General features: G+C 33.5%; 14 protein-coding genes and 2 pseudogenes. 10 read left to right on the top strand and 6 right to left on the bottom strand.

The features are described 5' to 3' along the window. Positions 1-2: 2 nt before the first annotated feature. From CQA53_RS00675 to CQA53_RS00665, 3 genes and pseudogenes are all read left to right on the top strand, one after another. Positions 3-620, top strand: a pseudogene (locus tag CQA53_RS00675) (restriction endonuclease). Next, positions 580-1,787: pseudogene (locus CQA53_RS00670) on the top strand (Eco57I restriction-modification methylase domain-containing protein). Before CQA53_RS00675 ends, CQA53_RS00670 begins: the two co-directional pseudogenes overlap by 41 nt. Positions 1,788-1,833: 46 nt before the next feature. Continuing rightward, complete coding sequence (locus tag CQA53_RS00665) at positions 1,834-2,130, top strand: hypothetical protein (RefSeq protein WP_115542089.1); 297 nt, start codon at positions 1,834-1,836, stop codon at positions 2,128-2,130. A 258-nt stretch (positions 2,131-2,388) separates the two neighbouring features. On the opposite strand, the gene CQA53_RS00660 is transcribed toward CQA53_RS00665, so the two are convergent. Continuing rightward, positions 2,389-2,829, bottom strand: a complete 441-nt coding sequence (locus CQA53_RS00660; protein WP_115542088.1) for a hypothetical protein — start codon at positions 2,827-2,829, stop codon at positions 2,389-2,391. Positions 2,830-3,103: 274 nt separating this feature from the next. Between CQA53_RS00660 and CQA53_RS00655 the strand changes: the two genes are divergently transcribed. Continuing rightward, complete coding sequence (locus tag CQA53_RS00655) at positions 3,104-3,607, top strand: site-specific DNA-methyltransferase (RefSeq protein WP_407918835.1); 504 nt, start codon at positions 3,104-3,106, stop codon at positions 3,605-3,607. Positions 3,608-3,670: 63 nt separating this feature from the next. Here CQA53_RS00655 and alaS read toward each other — a convergent pair whose 3' ends face one another. Both alaS and CQA53_RS00645 read right to left on the bottom strand, forming a co-directional pair. Continuing rightward, positions 3,671-6,529 carry an alanine--tRNA ligase gene (gene alaS / locus CQA53_RS00650; protein ID WP_115542087.1) on the bottom strand — a complete coding sequence of 953 codons (2,859 nt, stop codon included), beginning with the start codon at positions 6,527-6,529 and terminating at the stop codon, positions 3,671-3,673. A 185-nt stretch (positions 6,530-6,714) separates the two neighbouring features. After that, on the bottom strand, positions 6,715-8,934 hold the full coding sequence (locus CQA53_RS00645; protein ID WP_245945542.1) for a pilus (MSHA type) biogenesis protein MshL: 2,220 nt from the start codon (positions 8,932-8,934) through the stop codon (positions 6,715-6,717). A 539-nt stretch (positions 8,935-9,473) separates the two neighbouring features. On the opposite strand from CQA53_RS00645, the gene CQA53_RS00640 reads away from it, so the two are divergent. From CQA53_RS00640 to CQA53_RS00620, 5 genes are all read left to right on the top strand, one after another. Next, on the top strand, positions 9,474-11,663 hold the full coding sequence (locus CQA53_RS00640; protein ID WP_115542086.1) for a carbon starvation CstA family protein: 2,190 nt from the start codon (positions 9,474-9,476) through the stop codon (positions 11,661-11,663). Positions 11,664-12,079: 416 nt separating this feature from the next. Then, a complete protein-coding gene (locus CQA53_RS00635) occupies positions 12,080-12,949 on the top strand; it encodes an outer membrane beta-barrel protein (protein WP_181882299.1) in 870 nt (289 codons plus the stop codon). After that, positions 12,946-13,758: an outer membrane beta-barrel protein gene (locus CQA53_RS00630; RefSeq protein ID WP_115542084.1), complete on the top strand. Its 813-nt coding sequence runs from the start codon at positions 12,946-12,948 to the stop codon at positions 13,756-13,758. The genes CQA53_RS00635 and CQA53_RS00630 overlap by 4 nt, the downstream gene beginning before the upstream one ends. Positions 13,759-13,902: 144 nt before the next feature. Further along, positions 13,903-14,172 carry a hypothetical protein gene (locus tag CQA53_RS00625; RefSeq protein ID WP_115542083.1) on the top strand — a complete coding sequence of 90 codons (270 nt, stop codon included), beginning with the start codon at positions 13,903-13,905 and terminating at the stop codon, positions 14,170-14,172. Positions 14,173-14,249: 77 nt separating this feature from the next. Next, the gene (locus CQA53_RS00620) at positions 14,250-15,092 is read left to right on the top strand and encodes an FkbM family methyltransferase (protein ID WP_115542082.1); all 843 of its coding nucleotides are present in this window, start codon (positions 14,250-14,252) and stop codon (positions 15,090-15,092) included. A gap of 133 nt (positions 15,093-15,225) precedes the next feature. Here the strand turns inward: CQA53_RS00620 and CQA53_RS00615 are convergent, their stop codons facing one another. Next, entirely contained in the window at positions 15,226-16,086 is an 861-nt protein-coding gene (locus CQA53_RS00615) for a hypothetical protein (RefSeq protein WP_115542081.1), read from the bottom strand. Positions 16,087-16,340: 254 nt separating this feature from the next. Beyond that, complete coding sequence (locus CQA53_RS00610) at positions 16,341-17,195, bottom strand: HDOD domain-containing protein (RefSeq protein ID WP_407918834.1); 855 nt, start codon at positions 17,193-17,195, stop codon at positions 16,341-16,343. Positions 17,196-17,602: 407 nt separating this feature from the next. Between CQA53_RS00610 and CQA53_RS00605 the strand changes: the two genes are divergently transcribed. Next, positions 17,603-18,574 carry an aldo/keto reductase gene (locus tag CQA53_RS00605; protein ID WP_181882298.1) on the top strand — a complete coding sequence of 324 codons (972 nt, stop codon included), beginning with the start codon at positions 17,603-17,605 and terminating at the stop codon, positions 18,572-18,574. Between the two features lie 176 nt (positions 18,575-18,750). Here CQA53_RS00605 and CQA53_RS00600 read toward each other — a convergent pair whose 3' ends face one another. Then, a complete protein-coding gene (locus CQA53_RS00600; protein ID WP_115542078.1) occupies positions 18,751-20,391 on the bottom strand; it encodes a hypothetical protein in 1,641 nt (546 codons plus the stop codon).

Raw genomic sequence — 20,391 nt, 5'->3', positions numbered from 1 at the left:
AAATGAATTTACCTAAAATGCTTTGTGAAATTGTGGAATTTTTGAAAAAGAAGAATTTGCATTTAAGCCAACAAAGCCGTGATGGGCGAATCAACTCCGCCTTTAATGAATATGAAATTTTTAATCTTTTAGAATCAAGTTTTGCTATCAATCGTCCAAATATGCGTGATTAGGTAGATTTTAGCTTTGATGAAAATGATATGTTCTATCCTGTCAATATCAAGGTAAGCACGACAAAAACGACAGATAATCTCAACTGCAAACTTGGAATCTATTATGCTTTGACGGGCAAGATTCCAAGTTTTGGTAATGGAGTAAGCTGGGAGCTATATTTCAAAACTTTGAGAGAGAATTTAGCCTCAAATGACAAGGATTACTATTTTTTAATCATCAATAAAGACAATCCTAGTGATGTGTTTGCCACTTCTCTTAAATGTTTAGAATCTATTTTGCCAAATGGCAATAATCTGCCCTTTCAAGCAAAATGGGACAATAATCGTAATCTTATAGAGCGAGATTTTGAAATGGCAAAAAAATTTTTATTAGGCACATTTGAGCAGTCGCTAAAGCTTCGGGCTGATGCGTATTTGCATTTTAAGAAATACTTTTATGAATCGTAATATCGAACGCTTAGGGCAGGTTTTTACCCCGCCACATATTGTAAGTGATATGCTCGCCCTTGTGAAAAATAATGGGCGATTTTTAGAGCCTAGCTGCGGAGATGGAGCGTTTTTGAAGAATCTGCCTAGTAGCAATACAATAGGACTTGAGCTAGATTCTCGTATCGCTTGCAAGGAATCTTTGCGGCTTGATTTTTTTAGCTATCCTGTAAGTGAAAAATTTGACACTATTATCGGCAATCCTCCTTATGTGCGATTCCAAGATATTATAGAATCTACAAAAGAGCTTTTAGAGCCTTATATGTCCTTGTTTGATGAGAGGAGCAACCTCTATTTATTTTTTATTTATAAGTGTATTTTGCATTTAAATAATGGCGGGGAGCTTATTTTTATCACGCCAAGAGACTTTCTAAAAAGCACTGCAAGTGTGAAGCTGAATGAATTCCTCTATCAGCAAGGAAGTATCACGCACTATATCGAGCTAGGAGATAAAAAGATTTTTCACAAAGCCCAGCCAAACTGCATAATATGGCGATTTGAAAAGGGTAATTTTATGCGTAAAACGCAATGCCTAAAGGATTTCTCCTGCATAAATGGGCAGATTCTCTTCACTAAGAAATCCTATACAATCCCTTTTTATTCTTTATTTTTCGTGAAAGTTGGGGCGGTGAGTGGGGCAGATTCTATCTTTGTGAGTGAAAAATGGGGGAATGTAGAGTTTGTAGGCTCACAAACTTGCAAAAATGGCACAACTAAAAGAATGATTTATGGCGAATATGGCAAGGAGTGCGAGTATTTGCAAGGGTTCAAAGCGCGTCTTATGCAGCGAAAAATCAAAAAGTTTAGTGAAACAAATTGGTGGGAATGGGGGAGAGATTATTTTAAAAGCGATTTGCCACGCATTTATGTCAATACCAAAACACGCAATACTAAGCCTTTTTCTTGCATTCGTGTAAGGCTTATGATGGCTCGATTCTAGCGATTTTTCCAACATTTCAAGTGGATTCTATAATATTGCAAGATGTGTGTGATAAGCTTAATAATACCGATTGGCAGGAGCTTGGCTTTGTGTGTGATGGGCGATTTTTGTTTTCACAAAGAAGCTTGGAGAATACAATGCTAGATTCTAGCTTTCATATATTTCAATCCAAAAATAAGGAGAAATAATGCAAAATCACTATCAAAACTATGATAACAAAGCTAGATTCTAAGATTGTGGAATCTCAAAATTAAAGAATCTATCAATCAAAAATATAGCAATCAAGATTCTCCAAATCAAAATTTTCATCAACACAACAAGCAAATAAAGGTAATAGAATTTATCTACTATGAGAGTTTGCGTTCCAAATGGGTAAAGATTATCTCTATCATCGTGCTTCATCTCGCAAGTATTGGATTTATACTTGCTTCATTTCTCTTAATCGCCTTGCTTTTTGATATGATAAAGAGCGATATTGCCATTTGCCGTGATAATAACTTTATATCGCTATCCTTGCGATATTTTTTATAATAAATATAAATCGACTTTTGGGGAGTGGCATGAGCTGGGCAGTAATGATTGCTATCTTACTATTGGTAGATTCTCATAATTTGTTACTTGAGTTAAACTTATCATGCTCATCTCGTATATCTTTTATTCTAATCTGTTTGCTTTTCTGCACTTCCATCATTTTCCCTTGCAGTAGTTAATTAATTTTATTATTCACAAACCTGATAGCTAATTACACAGGCTTGGAATAAAGTTAATTTTTATTAATATACAGGACTTCTATGGTAGTGACACACATATTGTCTTATGGGTTATGTTTGTAGCAGGGTTATATGTCATTAATATATGGTTTTCACCACCGTCTTGCCATGTGGACATATATATTTGAGTGTTAGATATTGGCTCTACTGTGACTGAACCAGCAATTTTTTCACTATCATATTTTATTTTTTTAGATGGTATTTTTGTAGGTATACCATACTCTATAGCTGTTTGTGTATATAAAGTTTGTAATGATGCTTTCTGATAATTATCATAACCTTCGTCACCACCTTCTTTATTCATTATACGCCCATAACCATCTTCATCAAATTCTTTTGTGCCATTAGGTGTTCCATCTGGTTTTAAACACCACATTTCTTTGTGATAATGCAGTTCTTCTGCATAAAGATTTGTTGATAGAAATACTATCATTAATACAAATAAAATAGATTTTTTCATAAAGTTATCTCCTTTATATTTTATATTAAGGCTTAATTAAGCCTGATTTTTTTGGTATAAAATCTAATTTCATTATACTATATATCTTGCATTATTAATACTCCCATTTTACCAAGTTTATCCCCTTTCTTATGAATAATAGTTTCAAGTGTGATTTTAGGTGCAATGGCGGGTTGCAATACAATTTGTGCTACAATATTGCCATTAATAATTCAAGGAATAGAGTTTGCAACACCTACTCAACAAACGCCTTAATATCGATGGCTTAGAACTAATGGGGAAGATAGAATCTAGCAGTATAGATTTATGCTTTTTTGACCCGCAATATCGTGGCGTGCTTGATAAGATGAGCTATGGCAATGAGGGGGAGCGACAGAGGGAGCGGACGAAGCTTACGCAAATGAGCGAAGAGAAGATTAGTCGCTTTATCACAGAAATCAATCGTGTGCTAAAACCTAGCACATATTGTATGCTGTGGATTGATAAATTTCATCTCTGCGAGGGGGTGCATTCGTGGCTTATAAAAACAAGCTTACAAATCGTGGATTTAATCACTTGGGATAAGGGCAAAATGGGTATGGGCTATCGCACACGGAAGCAGAGTGAATATCTGCTTGTCTTGCAAAAAAAGCCTATCAAAGCAAAAGGCACTTGGAAATCGCACAATATCCGAGATGTGTGGAGCGAGAAGATTCCAGCCCAAACACTTAGAATCCACCCACACGCCAAACCAAAAGGCTTACAAAAGGCATTGATAGAATCTCATATATATATATAACTCCTCTTTTTTATTAAATTTTGTTAAACCTCAATATCCTTTTTATCGTATTTTAACCAAAATTCAATCCCCCAGCGCAGACTTCGCATACGCCCTTGCTTTTTCTAAGCCTTGCTTTATCATGGCTTTTGCTTGTGTCTCATCGCTTGGGAGTTTGCCTCCTGCGGTGGCAAAATCATCTCGCCCTCCGCCATTCCCACCAAGACTTTGAGAGACGATTTTGACCCATGCCCCTGCTTTGAGTTTGCTTGAATGTTGAGAATCTGCTTTCACACCTGCTATAATCGTTGCCTTGTCATTTTGAGTGGTAATAAGCATAATAGCGACATTTTGACTTTCATTTTTTGCCCTATCGACAAGCTCTTTTGCTTCGCTTGATTCTATATCCACACTAGCGATAATGAGCTTCACCCCGCCTATCATTTCATAGCCAAAGGATTTCACGCTACTTCTTGCTTTATTTGCCTTCTCCTTTAGCTCTTTGAACTCATTTTTAAGCTTTTGTATGCCCTGTGTCAAATCCTGCGTTTTTAGCTCCTCTTTCGCCCTCTTTATCATCTCTAGTGCATTTTTGCCATACGCATAAGCCGCCACACCGCATACCGCTTCGATTCTCCGCACACCGCTACTTACGCCACTTTCTTTTGTGATATAAAAGCTTCCTATTTCAGCACTATTTCTCACATGGATTCCACCACAAAGCTCGATAGAATCACCAAAACTAATCACACGCACATTTTCGCCATATTTTTCGCCAAACAACGCCATAGCCCCCTTTTGCTTCGCCGCATTAAGGCTCATATTCTCACATATTTGCGAATTTGCACTGCGAATTTGCGTATTGACTAACGCCTCTATGGATTCTATTTCTTCATCACTCAAAGCTTTAGGGTGCGAGAAATCAAAACGCAAACGACTTGCTTCTACGAGACTACCCGCCTGTGCGATATGTGTGCCTAAAACCTTTCGCAGTGCATAATGCAAGAGATGTGTCGCACTATGATGTTTGATAATTTCTAGGCGATTGCAATCTACTTGCGCGAATACTTTTTGTTGCATTTTGAGGGGCGTAAGGGCTTTGATTTGAGAGAGATTTAAGCCAAAATATTTTTTGGTATCAAGGACTTGAGCGACTTGATTTGCATTATTTTTGCAATCGTCTCTATGATGAGATGAGTGAGAGTGCAACACTTTTGATTCTCTCTTCTTAGAATCAGAATCCAAAGGCAAATACAACGCACCCCTATCGCCGATAGGTCCTCCGCTTTCGGGATAAAATGGCGTCCTATCAAGTAGGACATAGCCCTCACTCCCTGCCTTTAAGGATTCTACGCGTTTGAAGTCAGAATCTAACAACGCAAGGATAGCGCATTCCGCACTCATACACTCATAGCCGACAAACTCATTCTCACCAAATTCAGCGAGAATCTCCTTAAAGTCGCCCTCTTTTGCACTATCGCCACTGCCTTTCCAACTTGCTTTTGAACGCGCTTTTTGCGCATTCATACATACTTCAAAGCCCTCCATATCCACTTCTAAGCCATATTCGCGCAACATATCTTGTGTCAAATCAAGCGGGAAACCATAGGTATCATAGAGTTTAAAGGCAATCTCGCCATCAAAATACTTCGTGTGAGAATCCAAAGGCTGCGTGGCTCTCTCATCGTCCTGTGATGCACAATCTGCTTTTGTTGTCTTTTGAGATTCTATAATTTTTTCAAGCTCCGTGCTAAAGAGATTCATACCAGATTCTATAGTCTCAAAAAATCGCTCCTCTTCATTCTTGCATTGCTCTTGTATCGCTTTTTTGCGTTCTTTGAGATACTCATAATGTGTCCCCATAGAATCACACACGACTCCCACGACTTCATACAAAAACGCCTTTTTTAGTCCCAAAAGATACCCATGTCGCACCGCACGACGCAAGATTCTCCGCAGGACATAGCCTCGCCCCTCTTTGTCAAAATTCACGCCTTGCGCTAAGAGAAAAGCCACACTGCGCGCGTGATCAGCAATCACGCGAAAACTCGCCACAACCTCATCGCCCGATAGCTCCATAACACTCATTGAATGATTGGTGTTCTCCATAGAATCTACAATTTCTACTCTTTTTGTCCCAATCCTCTTTTCTTTTTCGTCATCGCCATAATATCTCTGCCCCGTGAGATTCTCTATGCACTTCATCAATGGAGCAAAAAGCGAAGTATCAAAATTATTGATTTTACCCTCTTTTAACGCAATCACTCGCTCCAGCCCCATACCTGTATCAATGCTAGGCTTTGGTAGGGGCGTGCGGATTCCATCTTTTTGCTCATATTGCATAAAGACAAGATTCCATATTTCCAAAAATCTATCGCCCTCACCGCCAAAATAATCCTCACTTGAATGAAAATATTGCTCCCCTTGGTCGATATAGATTTCACTGCAAGGTCCGCAAGGTCCGCTATCGCCCATTTGCCAAAAATTATCTTTATCGCCCATACGCTTGATACGGCTTGATTCTATATGTTCGCACCATAGCTCATAAGCCTCATCATCGCTTTCATGTATGGTTACATACAGCACGGATTTATCAAAGCCCAAAACTTGTGTAACAAATTCCCACGCATAAGCAATCGCCTCTTTTTTGAAATAATCCCCAAAGCTAAAATTGCCAAGCATTTCAAAAAGCGTGTGATGACGCGCCGTATAGCCGACATTTTCCAAATCATTGTGTTTCCCACCTGCACGAATACACAGCTGGGAGCTTGTCGCACGCGGTGGAGTAGGGATAGGGATTTTGCCTGTGAAAATATCCTTAAACTGCACCATTCCCGCATTCGTAAAAAGCAAACTCGCATCATCTGGCACAAGAGGCATAGAGGAATAAGGCAGGTGATTCTTACTCTTAAAATAATCCAAATATAACGCGCGAATGTCCATAGTATTCCTTATTTATCAAAATGATTGGGTAAGATTAAAATTTTGTATTATACAATAAAATCATCAGAATTATAAGATTCTCGTTATGAAGTCATCAAAACATGAGATAACTTTAATGCGATTCTATTTATGTAACAAATAATATCATTTGTATTTTCCAACCAAATATCATTTATATTACAAAATTATTCAATAATATGTGGTGTTATAATAATGATTAGTTCTTCATTTCTTTGAATCTTGCTGGTTTTACCAAAAATGTTTTTTAGTCCCTTTACTTCTCCGATGCCCGGAATGGCTTGCGTAGTATTTTGTGTAATATTGCTTAATAATCCTCCAATAATCACTCGTTGCCCATTCTTTAATCTCACAATAGAGGAAAGTTGATTTGTGCTAAGATTTGGTGGTGAAGTAAGGGCTTGAGCCATGTTTTCTAGTTCAGGATCTTTTGTTTTTGTGATTGAAGGATTAATGCGTAAAATCACCTCATCTTGACTGATTGATGGAGTAATATCAAGTAAGATTCCTGCAAAAACACTTGGATATTGTGTACTTGTATTTTGAATTGTATTATTAGTATTATTAGATTGAAAAACAAGATTCTGTGAATATCGCAAAACAGAGCCAACACTAATAATTGCTGGTTGATTATTCAATGCCATAATCTTTGGATTACTCAAACTCCGCAAGTCCCCATAAGTTTTCAAGAGATTAAAAATTGAACGTAAATCCATACTTGAATTACTAAGCGTAAAGCTAGAACTACCACCAAACATAACATTGAACTTTGATTGAGTTGGATTAAGGATACTAAAGATTTCCTGCCAATCAATCCCGACATTATTTGAGTTAAAATGTGTCAAGGACAGAATCTCAACATCAATGGCTACTTGGAGATTGATTTTTCTTTCTAAATTTTGTAAAAAATGTGCAATTTCTTCCATTTTATTCTTTGTTGTCCATACAGAAATAAGCCCAGCACCCTTATCAATCATAAATCTATCACCATGCTTAGAATCAAGCAAAATATTCAATTTAGATTCTATATCAGCCCAAAAATTAATCTCATCAACAGAATAAATTTTTGTTCCACTTTTTCCGAACTGATTGTTTGCATAATTCATTTGATTACGAAGTTGATTTTTTACTGAAAGATTGTCAAGATAGTGTGAAAGATTGTGATTTGACAGAGAGTTATTGTGCATGGAATTTGCCCCATTATTTGACATTAATCCGCCAAAACCTAAACTATAACTTCCACTATAACCACCAATACCATATCCCATACTTTGATTGTGTTGTTCTTGTGAGAATAATACATCTGTGTTGCTTTGTGCCATACGTGTACTTGAAATATAATTTATCTCAAAAATTTGCATACCATGATCTTTAAGAATAAGCCTATGTGGTTTGACTTCATAAAAAATATCGTATAAGAGCAAATTGAGAATAAAATCAAGTTCTTTTTGGTGAATATTCAGCATATTTATATCGCCGAATATTTCTTTAGAATCTCGCTTTAAACTTGATTGCTTTTGGTATTGAATCGAAAAATCACAATCTTTTGCAAGTGCATTGAGGATAGTAAGTGCATTAATATTTTCCTCTTTTTTTAGGTTGAACTTTCGATTGAGACATTTTGGTGCAAGAGTAGCAATATCAAAAGGAGATTTTAAATCCTGCTGTGTTTGTATAGGATTGGGATTATCTAGCTTGTTTTGTGCTAAAAACTTTGAGGAATCATGAGCTTGTTTTGGTTCTTGGGGTTTTGTTGTGTGTATAGAAGCATTGAAAGTTTCTCCATTAAATGTCAAATGCTTTTGTTTATGTCTTAATCCCATATCAAAACTATTAATTGAATTTTTACTATGCAATAAAAGATTGTGAAAAGGAGAGATGGTATGCTGCGAAGAAAGATCTGTATGTGCAAGTGAATTCTCCCTATGAGATTCTGTATCGCTAAAGGGATTACTTATAATGTTATTTTTTTGTAGTTGTTTCAGAAAAGTAGTATATTCCTTATGGAGATGTGAATACTCTTTAAATGCTTCACGCAAATCAGCAAGAATAGAATAACTGCTTTTTTGCATTTGATTTTGTGTAGAAGAAAGTCCTGTGGAATGCGAAGGAAGAAAAACATTTGTTTGAGAATCTTGCACGAAATCATGAAATTGTGTTTCATGCTGCCCTACTTCTTGATGGATAAAATGATTCTGTTGAGAATCTCTTTTTTGTAATTCTCCGTGCAAAACTTCCGCAATTAAAAGATTCTTAAATGAGAACACAAATAGACAATAAAATATTATAAAAATGAATACTCTATAAAAAATAATCTGTATTGAAAAAAAAGGGATTTTACATGCAATATATGCAACCTCTAAGAATTTTATAACGCAGTTTAGCACATTCAAACCTTGCATGTTAGAGTATGAAATTATATTATATTCTTAAGGAATTTATTATTTTTATTTCATAAAAATTTAAAATTACAATATAATACAAAAAATTATCACAATAAGTAACAATTCTACATATATTGCAAAATAACTCTACTTTTTAAATTCATTAAGCAATTATTTTTTAATTCTCTAAAAATTTCTATATTACTCTTACTTTATACTAAAAAACACTTTATAAAAAGATTCGACATTCCGTCTTTAAGTTTGCATATATGAAACTTACATAATATTTATATAGAATAAAGTGATTACTTTTTTATACACTTTTGATTTTTTTTATCATTTCTATCATTTTAGTCTAAAAGATTTCATTTTGATAAGTTATGATATAAATAGCTCTTTATTTATGTAGTGTAATTTAAGGGAATATGCGTTTCAACTTATCTTATTCACTGCTCACTTATAAATAATTATCGCAGTAATAATTTAATGATATGAATTATGTAAGCTTTAGTAATAGAGAGAATCATTTTAAAAGGAGAAGAATGAAGCCATTTAATAAATTGTTTTGGTTTATCGTAGCTATTATTGGTGCATGTTGCTTTGGTGTGTTGGCATTGCATAATGGAGAGAAGATTTCTGCTCTCTATCTTGTTGTAGCTGCGATTTGTATTTATTCTATTGCATATCGTTTTTATAGTGGATTTATTGCAAATAAAGTTTTAGGGCTTGATGATAAACGTGCGACTCCAGCTATTATCCATAATGATGGACAGAATTTTGTCCCCACGCATAAAGCAGTTCTTTTTGGTCATCATTTTGCAGCCATTGCAGGTGCCGGTCCTTTAGTTGGTCCTGTGCTTGCAGCACAAATGGGTTATTTACCTTCAATGATTTGGATTCTTGTTGGTGGTTGTTTAGCCGGTGCAGTGCATGATTTTGTTGTTCTTTTTATCTCTTCAAGACGCAAAGGGCGATCACTAGGTGAAATGATTAAAGAAGAAATGGGAAATGCTGTTGGGAGTTTTGCTATGCTTGCCATTTTTGGAATCATGCTTATTATTATTGCAATTTTAGCAATGGTTGTTGTAAAAGCATTAGCTGATTCTCCTTGGGGGACATTCACAATCGCAATGACTATTCCCATTGCAATGTTTATGGGTGTGTATATGAGATTCTTACGACCTGGTCATGTAGGTGAGGCAAGTATTATTGGCTTTATTCTCCTTATGTTTGCATTATATTATGGACAAGTTGTCGCAGAAAATGAGGTTTGGGCAAGTTATTTTCATTTTGAGGAAACCACTCTAGCATTAATCATCATGGCGTATGGCTTTGTAGCAGCAATCTTGCCTGTATGGCTTTTACTTGCACCACGCGATTATCTTAGCACATTTTTAAAAATTGGTGTTATTGTCGTTATGGCAATCGCAATTTTATTGGTTGCACCAGAATTACAAATGCCAAAATTTACTCAATATACAGATGGCACCGGTCCCGTTTTTGCTGGTAAGCTCTTTCCTTTTCTTTTTATTACGATTGCATGTGGGGCAATCAGCGGATTTCACGCCTTAATTAGCTCTGGAACTACTCCCAAAATGCTTGAGAAAGAATCTCATGCAAGAATGGTAGGTTATGGCTCTATGCTTATGGAATCAGCTGTTGCTATTATGGCTCTCATTTCTGCTTGTATTCTACACCCTGGTCTCTATTTTGCAATCAATTCTCCTGCTGTTGCTATTGGGACAGATGCAGTGAGTGTCGCTCAAACTATTTCTAACTGGGGATTTGTCATTAATCCACAAGATATTACCGATTTAGCAAAAAACATTGGAGAGAATACGATACTTAGTCGCACAGGTGGTGCACCCACTTTTGCTATTGGCTTAGCAACAATCATTTCGCAAGTGCCATTGTTTTCTGCTGGTTCTATGTCATTTTGGTATCATTTTGCAATTTTATTTGAAGCACTTTTTATTTTAACTGCTGTTGATGCTGGGACAAGGACTTGTCGCTTTATGGTGCAAGATATTTTAGGAAATGTCTATAAGCCTTTGGGGAATCTAGATTCTCTTCCTGCTGGCATGTTGGCTACTGCCATTTGTGTAGCCGGGTGGGGATATTTCCTTTATCAAGGTGCAATAGATGAAAATGGTGGGATCTATAGTCTTTGGCCACTTTTTGGAGTAAGCAATCAAATGTTAGCTGTTATTGCACTACTACTTGTCATGGCAATCCTCTTTAAAATGGGACGAGGAAAATATGCATGGGTTGTTGCACTACCAGCAACATTTGTAATGATTGCTACTATATATGCAGGAACACAAAAAGTTCTCCCAGCAAATGGGGAACGAGTGCATGATGCAGTAAGCCATGTGGCATTTGTGCAAAATACAAGCAAGAAAATAGAAACATTAGAAGCATATTTAGAGGATTTAAAAAGCGGTAAAGTTGTACCTGAGATCTCGGAAGTTACATTGCAAGAACTTGAAGAATCACAAAAAGAACAAGTAATTGAGAAAATCCGTGCAGAACAAATAGAATCTAAAGCAAGAGAAGTTGCAATTATGAAACAAGGTGTTATCAATAATACGATAAATGCAATTCTTTGTGTGTTTTTTATGTGTGTTACAATTCTTGTGTTATTCCAGTCTATCCGCATAGCACGACAATGCAATCAAGGAAAATGTCAATACCCACTCCGTGAAGAACCATATATTGCGGTAAAATCATAATCTATGGTTATCAATCAATATAAAAAATAAATTCTATGAGGTAGAGAATCTAAAATTCTCTATTCTATCAGTCTATTTTGTTGTTGATAGTATTAAAACCATATAATCTCATTTATTTTTATAAACTCATATCTATATATTGATATATCAGATTCAATTTGCACTCACAAGTCCAAATTTCCCTTAATTACATAATATATAATTTGTATGCTCATCATCCATATTTTTATCACATAATACTCAAATGTTTGTCTTAAATGTTTTTATTATTGTCGAAACACAGATAATATCGAATTTCTTTTGATTTTTCCAATTTAATTAAAAATCCTTGATTTCTTTTTTTTTTTTTTTGTAATATACGCTTATCTTTTTTAACTGGAGGATAATTGATGATAAGCAATATATCAAGGAAAATCATGAAAATGGCGATAAGCCTTATGTTATGTGGTATTTTTTTGGGGCAATATGCAAATGCAAAAAGTGATTCTTTAGAATCTTTTGTAAATATAAGTTCAAGTGATTCAGAAGTTATGCGAAATAAGAACAATGGGGGACTTTTGTTGGCACAACAGAACTTTGATTCACAAAATTTTGTGCCTATGTATGAGAACGGGAACTATCCGACACAAAATTATCCGCAAAATCCATATTCACAGACAAATCAGAATCAACAAAATAGTGATGAAGTGTATAATAAACTCAAAAGTGGCTTTTTACTCGGTATAGAGATCCCATTTATTACGATAGATTCTACTATGGAAAGGGGATCGACTAGTTATAATATCTCTGGGAATCTCGCTGGTGTAGGCTTAAAGATTGGATCACAGAATTTCTTAATGCCAATGCTTGGCACACGTTATTATCTCCATTATAAATATGTTGGGGGAAAAATAAAAGATACAGAGCATAAATTGCAATCACAAAGCATAACTTTTAATGCAGATCTCTTGATAGATATTCCTTTTAATTTTCAAAAACCAAGCTCAGCAATTGGAATCTTAATTGGTGCAACATTAGGTGGAGCAACATATTATGATGGAATCTATAATTTACCTTTTGGTTTTAATCTCGGATTGAATTTTGGGGTAAATCTAAGCTTTGCAGCAAAACACAGAATTGAATTTTTCACTCAATGGCTTCTTCCAATCGGTTATCAACCTGATTTAGCAGAATATGGGAAATTACACCTTCTCCTAGCAAGCGGAACAACATATCAAGCAGAAAGCTTTGTTGCTAAGAATATTACATTTAGCATTGGCTATACTTATAATTTTGGAAAAAAATGAATATAAGGCAATTTTTACACACTCATCTCTTTTCTCTTTTCATTTACTTCTTTCCCATATTCATCACGGCAAATGAATATGGGGCAATCAAAGGTGGGGAAGATATTCAGTGGTATGATGATGACCCAAATAGAATCTATGTGCCAACACCAAGAAAATATGATCCGAGCAATCATATCCTTAATACAACCATTAACAATGGCATTATCGACCACAATGTAAATAATGCAACACAAAATAGGAGCAAGAAAATCACTACAAAAGATAAAGTAATAACTGAGAAAATGTTAAGAAATAGAGCATTGTATAATCAACAAAAAACAGGTGTATTGCTTGGTGCAAGTTTTACTTTTGCACCTTTAATGGAAAGATTTATTGATGGGGGATTTCGTGGTGGTAAAGTAAAACTTGGGTACCAACATTTTAAAGAAAAAAACAGATTTCTCGGTGAAAGATTCTATGCAGAATATAGTTATCAATTCAATTTCATCTTAAATGAATATTTTGATTCACATAATTTGCTTGTATATTCAGATGGGCTTATAGACATTCCATTTTCTTCAAGTAAGCCAAATACAGCATTTGGACTTTCTTATGGAGTTTGTTTAGGAATGAATGCTAGCAACTTGTATAAACCTGTCTTTGTTCTTGGATCGCAATTTGGGATAAATTTAAGCTTTGCGGCAAAGCATAGAGTAGAGATTACAAGTTCAATGCTTTTCGATCCTTTCAATCAAGAACTTCTTCTGTCATACGCTTTAACACTAATAAATGTAACAGTTAGTGTAGGTTATAGTTATATATTTTGATAGAAATTATAATAAGAATTAAATTAAAAAGTTATTGTTGATATAATTCTATGACTCAATAAAATTATTGCGATATTTCACAAAATTCAATAAAATTATTATATAATGTTAGCTTGATATACTCAGTATTCAAAGGAAAAGATTATGACATTTTTTTACTATCTACTTAAAGTAGTTGCAACATTGCTTACTTTTTTTATCCCTAATAAAAAAATAAGAAAAAATACATATAATAGACTTTTTGATAGATTAGAATCTCTTATTATAATCCCCTTTATCTTTCCTACAGAATTAAAAACAAGATTAAAGATTCTATCACTATTGTCAAGGACTTATAAATATAATGGTATAAATGGGTATCCACTTCCAAATATTCAAGATAATGTTTTTGCTATAAACGGGGGGGGGGGGTAAGCAAGTTCTATCGAAAATATGATACCTCTAAGATTCTCTTTATAGTACAAAATATATTAGATGATGAATATAGTAAAATGATGTTTGTAAATGCCTTATGGTATAGAACAACTCGGCTTCAAGGACTTTATCTCATTCATTACTATGAGCATATTTGGAAATATCATCATTTTCTCTTAGATTCTATGCTTGAAGAAAGTATCGAATCCCCATCTGGAACATTAAATCTAATCGATTTAGCTCAAGTTAAAGAACTCAATTTAGGCAAGGGTAAGCTATATTATTCTGCGTATGGGATTTTTGTAAATTTTGTATTAGAGCAATATGCATATAGACATATCATATCGGCACAAGAAGGAGATTATGTCATTGATGGCGGGGCATGCTATGGTGATACAGCACTGTATTTTGCTCATAAAGTCGGAAACAATGGGCATATTTATTCGTTTGAATTCAATCCTGAGAATCTCAAGATTTTCCATAAAAATATAGCACTCAATCCACAAATCCACAATATTACCCTATTAGAACACCCTCTCTATATTGATTCACAGACCAAAGTATATTCACAAGGTAAAGGTGGTGGTGCGAAACTAAGCCTAGAATCTCAAGAGGGACAAGAATATGTGATGACTGCAAGTATTGATGATTTGGTAGAACAGGGAAAAATAGAGCGAGTGGATTTTATCAAGATGGACATCGAAGGAAGTGAACTACCAGCCCTCAAGGGTGCAGAAAAGACACTCTTAAAATACAACCCAAAGCTTGCTATCTGCCTCTATCATAGTGAGAGTGATTATGTCGAAATTCCACTTTATCTAAAAAATCTCTTACCTCATTATGAATTTTATTGCGACCATTTTTCGCTTGGGCTTTATGAAAGTGTATTATTTGGGAAGCCTAAAAATATGATAAAATAAAAACTTAGAACAAGATTTCATAGATATATTATATTATTTATGAGGGTTTATTGTTTTGTATAGCAAATTCTTAAAAACTATTTTTGATAGACGATTATGATGAATACTCGAACTCTAAAAAACTTTTTTAGCATTATCGTGATAAATTTGCCTTAATTGCATTTTTAAGCAATACAAAATTAATCATAGAATCTTTCTTAAGTGTTGGATTTGCTATCATTTGCAATATATCTGCCACACAAATACAAAGAATATTCTTATGATTTTGTGTTGTATAATCAAGCAATTTTCCATTTACTTCATTTAACATTGCTTGAAAAAAATCTTGACATAAATATTCACCAAAAAATACCGCATAATCAACATATTCTAACTGATGTAATAAATATTCTTTACAAATTCTCCTCTCATTTTCTAAAGAACGCATACGAATATTTGTGCTAATTGCTTGATTTTGCCCCACCTCAACACATTTAAATCGTGGAAAAATAAATACACTTGTGCGTTTATATCCGAAGACTTTTTCAATAATATTTAGTAACATTTCATTGCTCTTGTTTATAGTGAGCTGCGAGAGATGAGCATTGTTATCTTTTTGCTTGATACTCGTGATATGTAAAGATTCTACAATAAAGGCTATCTTTGGGAAATTATCTGTGCGTCTATTTTCAGATTGGATATATTCACAATCCATTGGATAGAATCCACAGAACCGCTCATTATCTCGCACCATTTTTGATACATCACAAAGCTTACAAGATTGAATCTTTGCATTTAATATATCAATATTATATCCACGAGAATTGATTATATTATTCTGTAAAAAGTCATTTTGAATATTATGAACTTGCATGGTATCTCGAATCTCCGTTGTAGCCACATCACTAAGACTCACATAACAATCGCCAAGAATATGACGAGAATAAAGCGAATAAAGCAACTTATAGTTATGAAGCATTGCTTCAATAGAATCAATTTGTCGTGTATCTTTCATGCAATATCACTTATACAAACATAAAATTTATATTTTACTATCAAATGAATCACAAAATATGTAAAACCACCAGTCCTACATTATTAATTACCATTTTATCCTGAGACTTCTTACATTAAACTTTTAAACTTGAATCACAAGAACTACAATTATTGAGAGATAAGCAAAAACAAAATATCAACAAATAAGATATTTCATAAATATGTAGCTATTAGGTATTGAAAGGAAAAACTTATTGCAAAAACCCTCATAAGCTAATATACTTGAACTTGTAAATTAATTTTTGCTTCTTGTGGGAGCTTGTCTTTAAAATTCTCAAGATCAAACTTTATCCCCTGTGTTGCAGCCTCTTGGATCAGGGCAACTGCCTCGTGCATATTATATGGATTACCCCCCTCATAAGGCTCAAAAACTCTATTAGCTATAGCAAGTGCATAAGCATTTTTCTTCACATGATCAGAGGCTGCATGTGGTGCGGTAATGTAAGCAAGACTCTCAATCAAATCCTCATCAAATTTCCAATAATTAAATAAAAATCCCGAAAAAGATAGGTGATCTGTGCCAAAAAATTCGTTTTCTACAAAAGAAATGTTTTTATAATTATTTTGTTTAATAAGTTCTAAGAATTCTTTGTCTCTCCTTTGCTGAATCAACATACTTGAAAAAAGTATCATACCTAAACGAAGCAACATAGTGCATGGAACAATTTCTTGGGCAAGTTTCTTATCTTCCTCACTTAACCATTCCGTAATAAATTGCACTTCATTGTTAGAATTACGCAGAAATGTCGGTGTATCTAAGCCATATGGTGACACATTGATATTAAATTTACCCTTCAAAGAATTGGCAATAGCAATGTTCTTAATATTGCTTATTCCCAACAATGCCACAACTTGATTAATTGTTGAAATTTCGCGTGAGAAGCCATAATAAGAGGAATTTGCTAAACGCAATAAGTCAGCAGTAAGAAGTGGATCTTGAGAAATAATACTCACTACATCTTGCATACGAACTTCAGAGCCAGATTTATCAACATAATTACGCAATTTAATCACGGTCTCAGGTAATGGTGGCAAATTTTCAATAGTCTTATCCAACAACTCATTCATCATAACATATCCCTTATGATTCTAAAAATATATTTAATTATAGTATAAATATCCTAATAAAGAAAGAAACATTGTTTTAACATTGATACTATTCTGGAATAATATTATACTTAAAAATTTACATATTGAATGTTAAAGTAATACATTTTTTGCAAGAATTTTCATTTTTCTTTCAATACAGCGGTAATTTACTAACAAACATTATATTTAACAGCTCAAGATTCTCTCATTTAAAAATTCTAAAATGTATTGCAAGTATGTATAGTCAAGAGACACCATAGTCATTCTGCAAATAAATTTGTTATTGAAATTTTGACTATTCTGCTTTGACATGAAATAATATTCGAAAATAGAAAAATCATTATTTATAATGTATAATATAAACACTTTATTTTATGGAGAATCAAATGAAAAACGATAGACGAGAGTTTTTAAAGACTTCTGGTAGATTTGGGGTTGTTAGTACCTTTTTCGGGCTAAATTCACTTCATGTTTTTGGGGCAGATTCTAAGCAATCAAAGAGTGAATATTCTAACAATGAGGTAAATTCTATGCCATCACAAAATCCATTTCTTAAGCTCAATAATGGGATACAAATGCCCTTTATAGGGCTTGGCACTTATGAATTGCGTGGAAAATCTTGCATAAAAGCCATGCAAGACGCTTTAAAAGTAGGGTATCGTCTTTTTGACACAGCACAAATGTATGAAAATGAAAAAGAAGTTGGTATAGGAATAAATACAGGATTAAAAACACAAAATATTAGTCGTAAAGATATATTTGTAACCACAAAACTATCAAATGATATGGATTATAAAGAAACAAAAAAACAAATTGATATAAGGCTAAAAAATCTTAATTTAGAGTATATTGACTTGCTTTTATTACATAGAGAGTTTGATAATTCTGAAGCTATGTGGAAAGCTATGCAAGAAGCGTATAAAATGGGTAAAATCAAGTCTCTTGGATTATCAAATTTTAGTCAAGAAAAGTTCTTGAGTTTTATAAAATCTTGTGAGATTCAACCTGTACTCAATCAGCTGGAAACACATGTATTTTTTCAACGAAATAAATACCAAAAGATTCTCAATGAAAATCATGTAGTTTTGCAAGCATGGAGTCCATTTTCTAAGGGCAAAAATGATTTCTTTAGCAATAAAACTTTGCTTGATATTGGAAAAAAATATAATAAAACCCCTGCACAAGTGGGCTTACGTTACCTTATAGAGCGAAATATTAGTGTTGTTCCAAAAACAAGTAATATTGACAGAATGAAAGAAAATATTGCTATTTTTGACTTTAAACTAGATTCGAAGGATTTAAGTGTTATTACTAATCTTGATACACAAAAAAGCTCATTTGGCTGGTTTAAAGGATAATTTCTAGATTCTCAATTTCTCGATAATTCGAAAAAAGACTGAATTTGGCAATAAATTGAATCTTGTAATTGTAAAAAACTTTTGATATTTTTGTTTGTGTCAATTATAGTTGCATTGACGAAATTAAACTTTTTGGTATAGTCAAAAAGTTTAAAATCTACTATCTCAAAACACTTTTAGTTTGAAGTAGTTATTTTCATTGCTTCTTTAAAATCAAATATTCCTATTTTTATAAGTGATTTATTGTCAAATATAAATATACTATAATTATCAAAAATCAAAGTTTTTCCCCCAAGTGCCACAACATGATATTCCTCTTCTCTGTTATCATATTGAAATGACAATATACTATCTTGTGCGATATTTTGTTGACTAAAAGTTAGTGCATTAGTGGTGCTACGCAATTGTCTTGTATTTATAAGCTCCATTGCTGCCTGCAAATTTTGCACTTCTTCTCTAAAGCCCACGAACATACCATTTACAAACACTGCACTTACATTATCACTTAAAGATTTTAATGTCGTATTTCGCATATTGTTGAGAATATACCGTGCTACTTCATAATCTGGCAGATTTCGTGTATCGTAACCCTCACAATTCATTAACATATCTTTATTTACAAACCCTGTGAGATTATTATTACCAACATTACGATTGTCGATCTTGTTATCAAGATTCTCTAAATCTCCATAAAATCTAATATGGTAATATTCCTCGTCTTTACCAAGCTGAACGATGTAACCTAAAGTAGCATTAAGTTTATTGATTGTTGTAAATTTTGAATCTTTATTCGGCTCAAAAAATACCTTTAAATACTCATGTGCTTTCATTTGATTTGATAAACAAAGGTTCTGTTCATTGCTTATCAATGTTCTTTCTTGCAAACTTAGTCTTTCATCTGCTAATTCAAAATCACTTATATAAATATTTTGATTCTCTGTAAGATGAAAACTAATCCATAAACTACGTTTGCCAAATCGTCTAGCAAATATATTTATCTTCTTTTTTTCTGCTTCACTAAATTTATTAATATCATCAAATGACAAGTAACGATAAAGTGTTGGCTTTATTTCTAACTTTGTATCATTATTATTTGCGTGAACAATAGCAGTGATTTTATGAATATTTTTGAGATTAGTAATGGCTTGCAACTGGAGAAATTTGAGATTTATTTGCAAATCAAAATCTTGATTGTTACCGAGATTCTGAATAAAATTTTGGTTGAAGCCTTTTGTCCCCATAAAATCTATACTTAAAGAATCCTCACTCACATACCCAAAAAATGCTAATGCTTTATGTCTTATTATGATACTTTGGTAGAATCTACCACTTTTGCCAATTACAAAAACCATATCTTTATGAGAATCTATCTCCAAAATATTACTACTATTAAATTGGGGTTTCTCATAAAGATTCACTATCAGATCATTGTGATTATTATTTGTCAATATTGCAGGAAAAACACATGGAACATCACAAAAACCTCCTCTTATACCTTTTTGTGCAATATCGTTGAGGTTAAACTGCTTATAGAGAATGGAATCCTCCTGAATAATATCTGAAGCCTTATCTTTTAACTTCAATACGATACTGCCCTTAGCAAGAATATAAGATTTATTATTGCTTGTAAAGTCAGTTTTAGGAAAATAAAATACTTGATTGGGATAAGTAAAAGCATATTTCTCCTCACTTGAGATAAAAATATCATGATCTTCTAACCCAAGCCAAAATCCATTAATATAGAAACTTTCTTCGTATAATAAATCTTTTGCATGAAGACTTAATATTAAACAAATAGAAAATATAATTAATCTCAT

Source organism: Helicobacter didelphidarum, assembly GCF_003364195.1.
Taxonomy (GTDB): Bacteria; Campylobacterota; Campylobacteria; order Campylobacterales; family Helicobacteraceae; genus Helicobacter_A; species Helicobacter_A didelphidarum.
Note: the sequence above shows the minus strand (reverse complement) of the source record. Positions and strands in the feature narration are given on the sequence as shown.

Coding starts and splice junctions, on each gene's coding strand:
- CQA53_RS00660 (WP_115542088.1), bottom strand. CDS start 2,829: ATGAAAAAATCTATTTTATTTGTATTAATGATAGTATTTCTATCAACA.
- CQA53_RS00655 (WP_407918835.1), top strand. CDS start 3,104: ATGGGGAAGATAGAATCTAGCAGTATAGATTTATGCTTTTTTGACCCG.
- alaS (WP_115542087.1), bottom strand. CDS start 6,529: ATGGACATTCGCGCGTTATATTTGGATTATTTTAAGAGTAAGAATCAC.
- CQA53_RS00640 (WP_115542086.1), top strand. CDS start 9,474: ATGAAGCCATTTAATAAATTGTTTTGGTTTATCGTAGCTATTATTGGT.
- CQA53_RS00635 (WP_181882299.1), top strand. CDS start 12,080: ATGAAAATGGCGATAAGCCTTATGTTATGTGGTATTTTTTTGGGGCAA.
- CQA53_RS00630 (WP_115542084.1), top strand. CDS start 12,946: ATGAATATAAGGCAATTTTTACACACTCATCTCTTTTCTCTTTTCATT.
- CQA53_RS00625 (WP_115542083.1), top strand. CDS start 13,903: ATGACATTTTTTTACTATCTACTTAAAGTAGTTGCAACATTGCTTACT.
- CQA53_RS00620 (WP_115542082.1), top strand. CDS start 14,250: ATGATGTTTGTAAATGCCTTATGGTATAGAACAACTCGGCTTCAAGGA.
- CQA53_RS00615 (WP_115542081.1), bottom strand. CDS start 16,086: ATGAAAGATACACGACAAATTGATTCTATTGAAGCAATGCTTCATAAC.
- CQA53_RS00610 (WP_407918834.1), bottom strand. CDS start 17,195: ATGAATGAGTTGTTGGATAAGACTATTGAAAATTTGCCACCATTACCT.
- CQA53_RS00605 (WP_181882298.1), top strand. CDS start 17,603: ATGAAAAACGATAGACGAGAGTTTTTAAAGACTTCTGGTAGATTTGGG.
- CQA53_RS00600 (WP_115542078.1), bottom strand. CDS start 20,391: ATGAGATTAATTATATTTTCTATTTGTTTAATATTAAGTCTTCATGCA.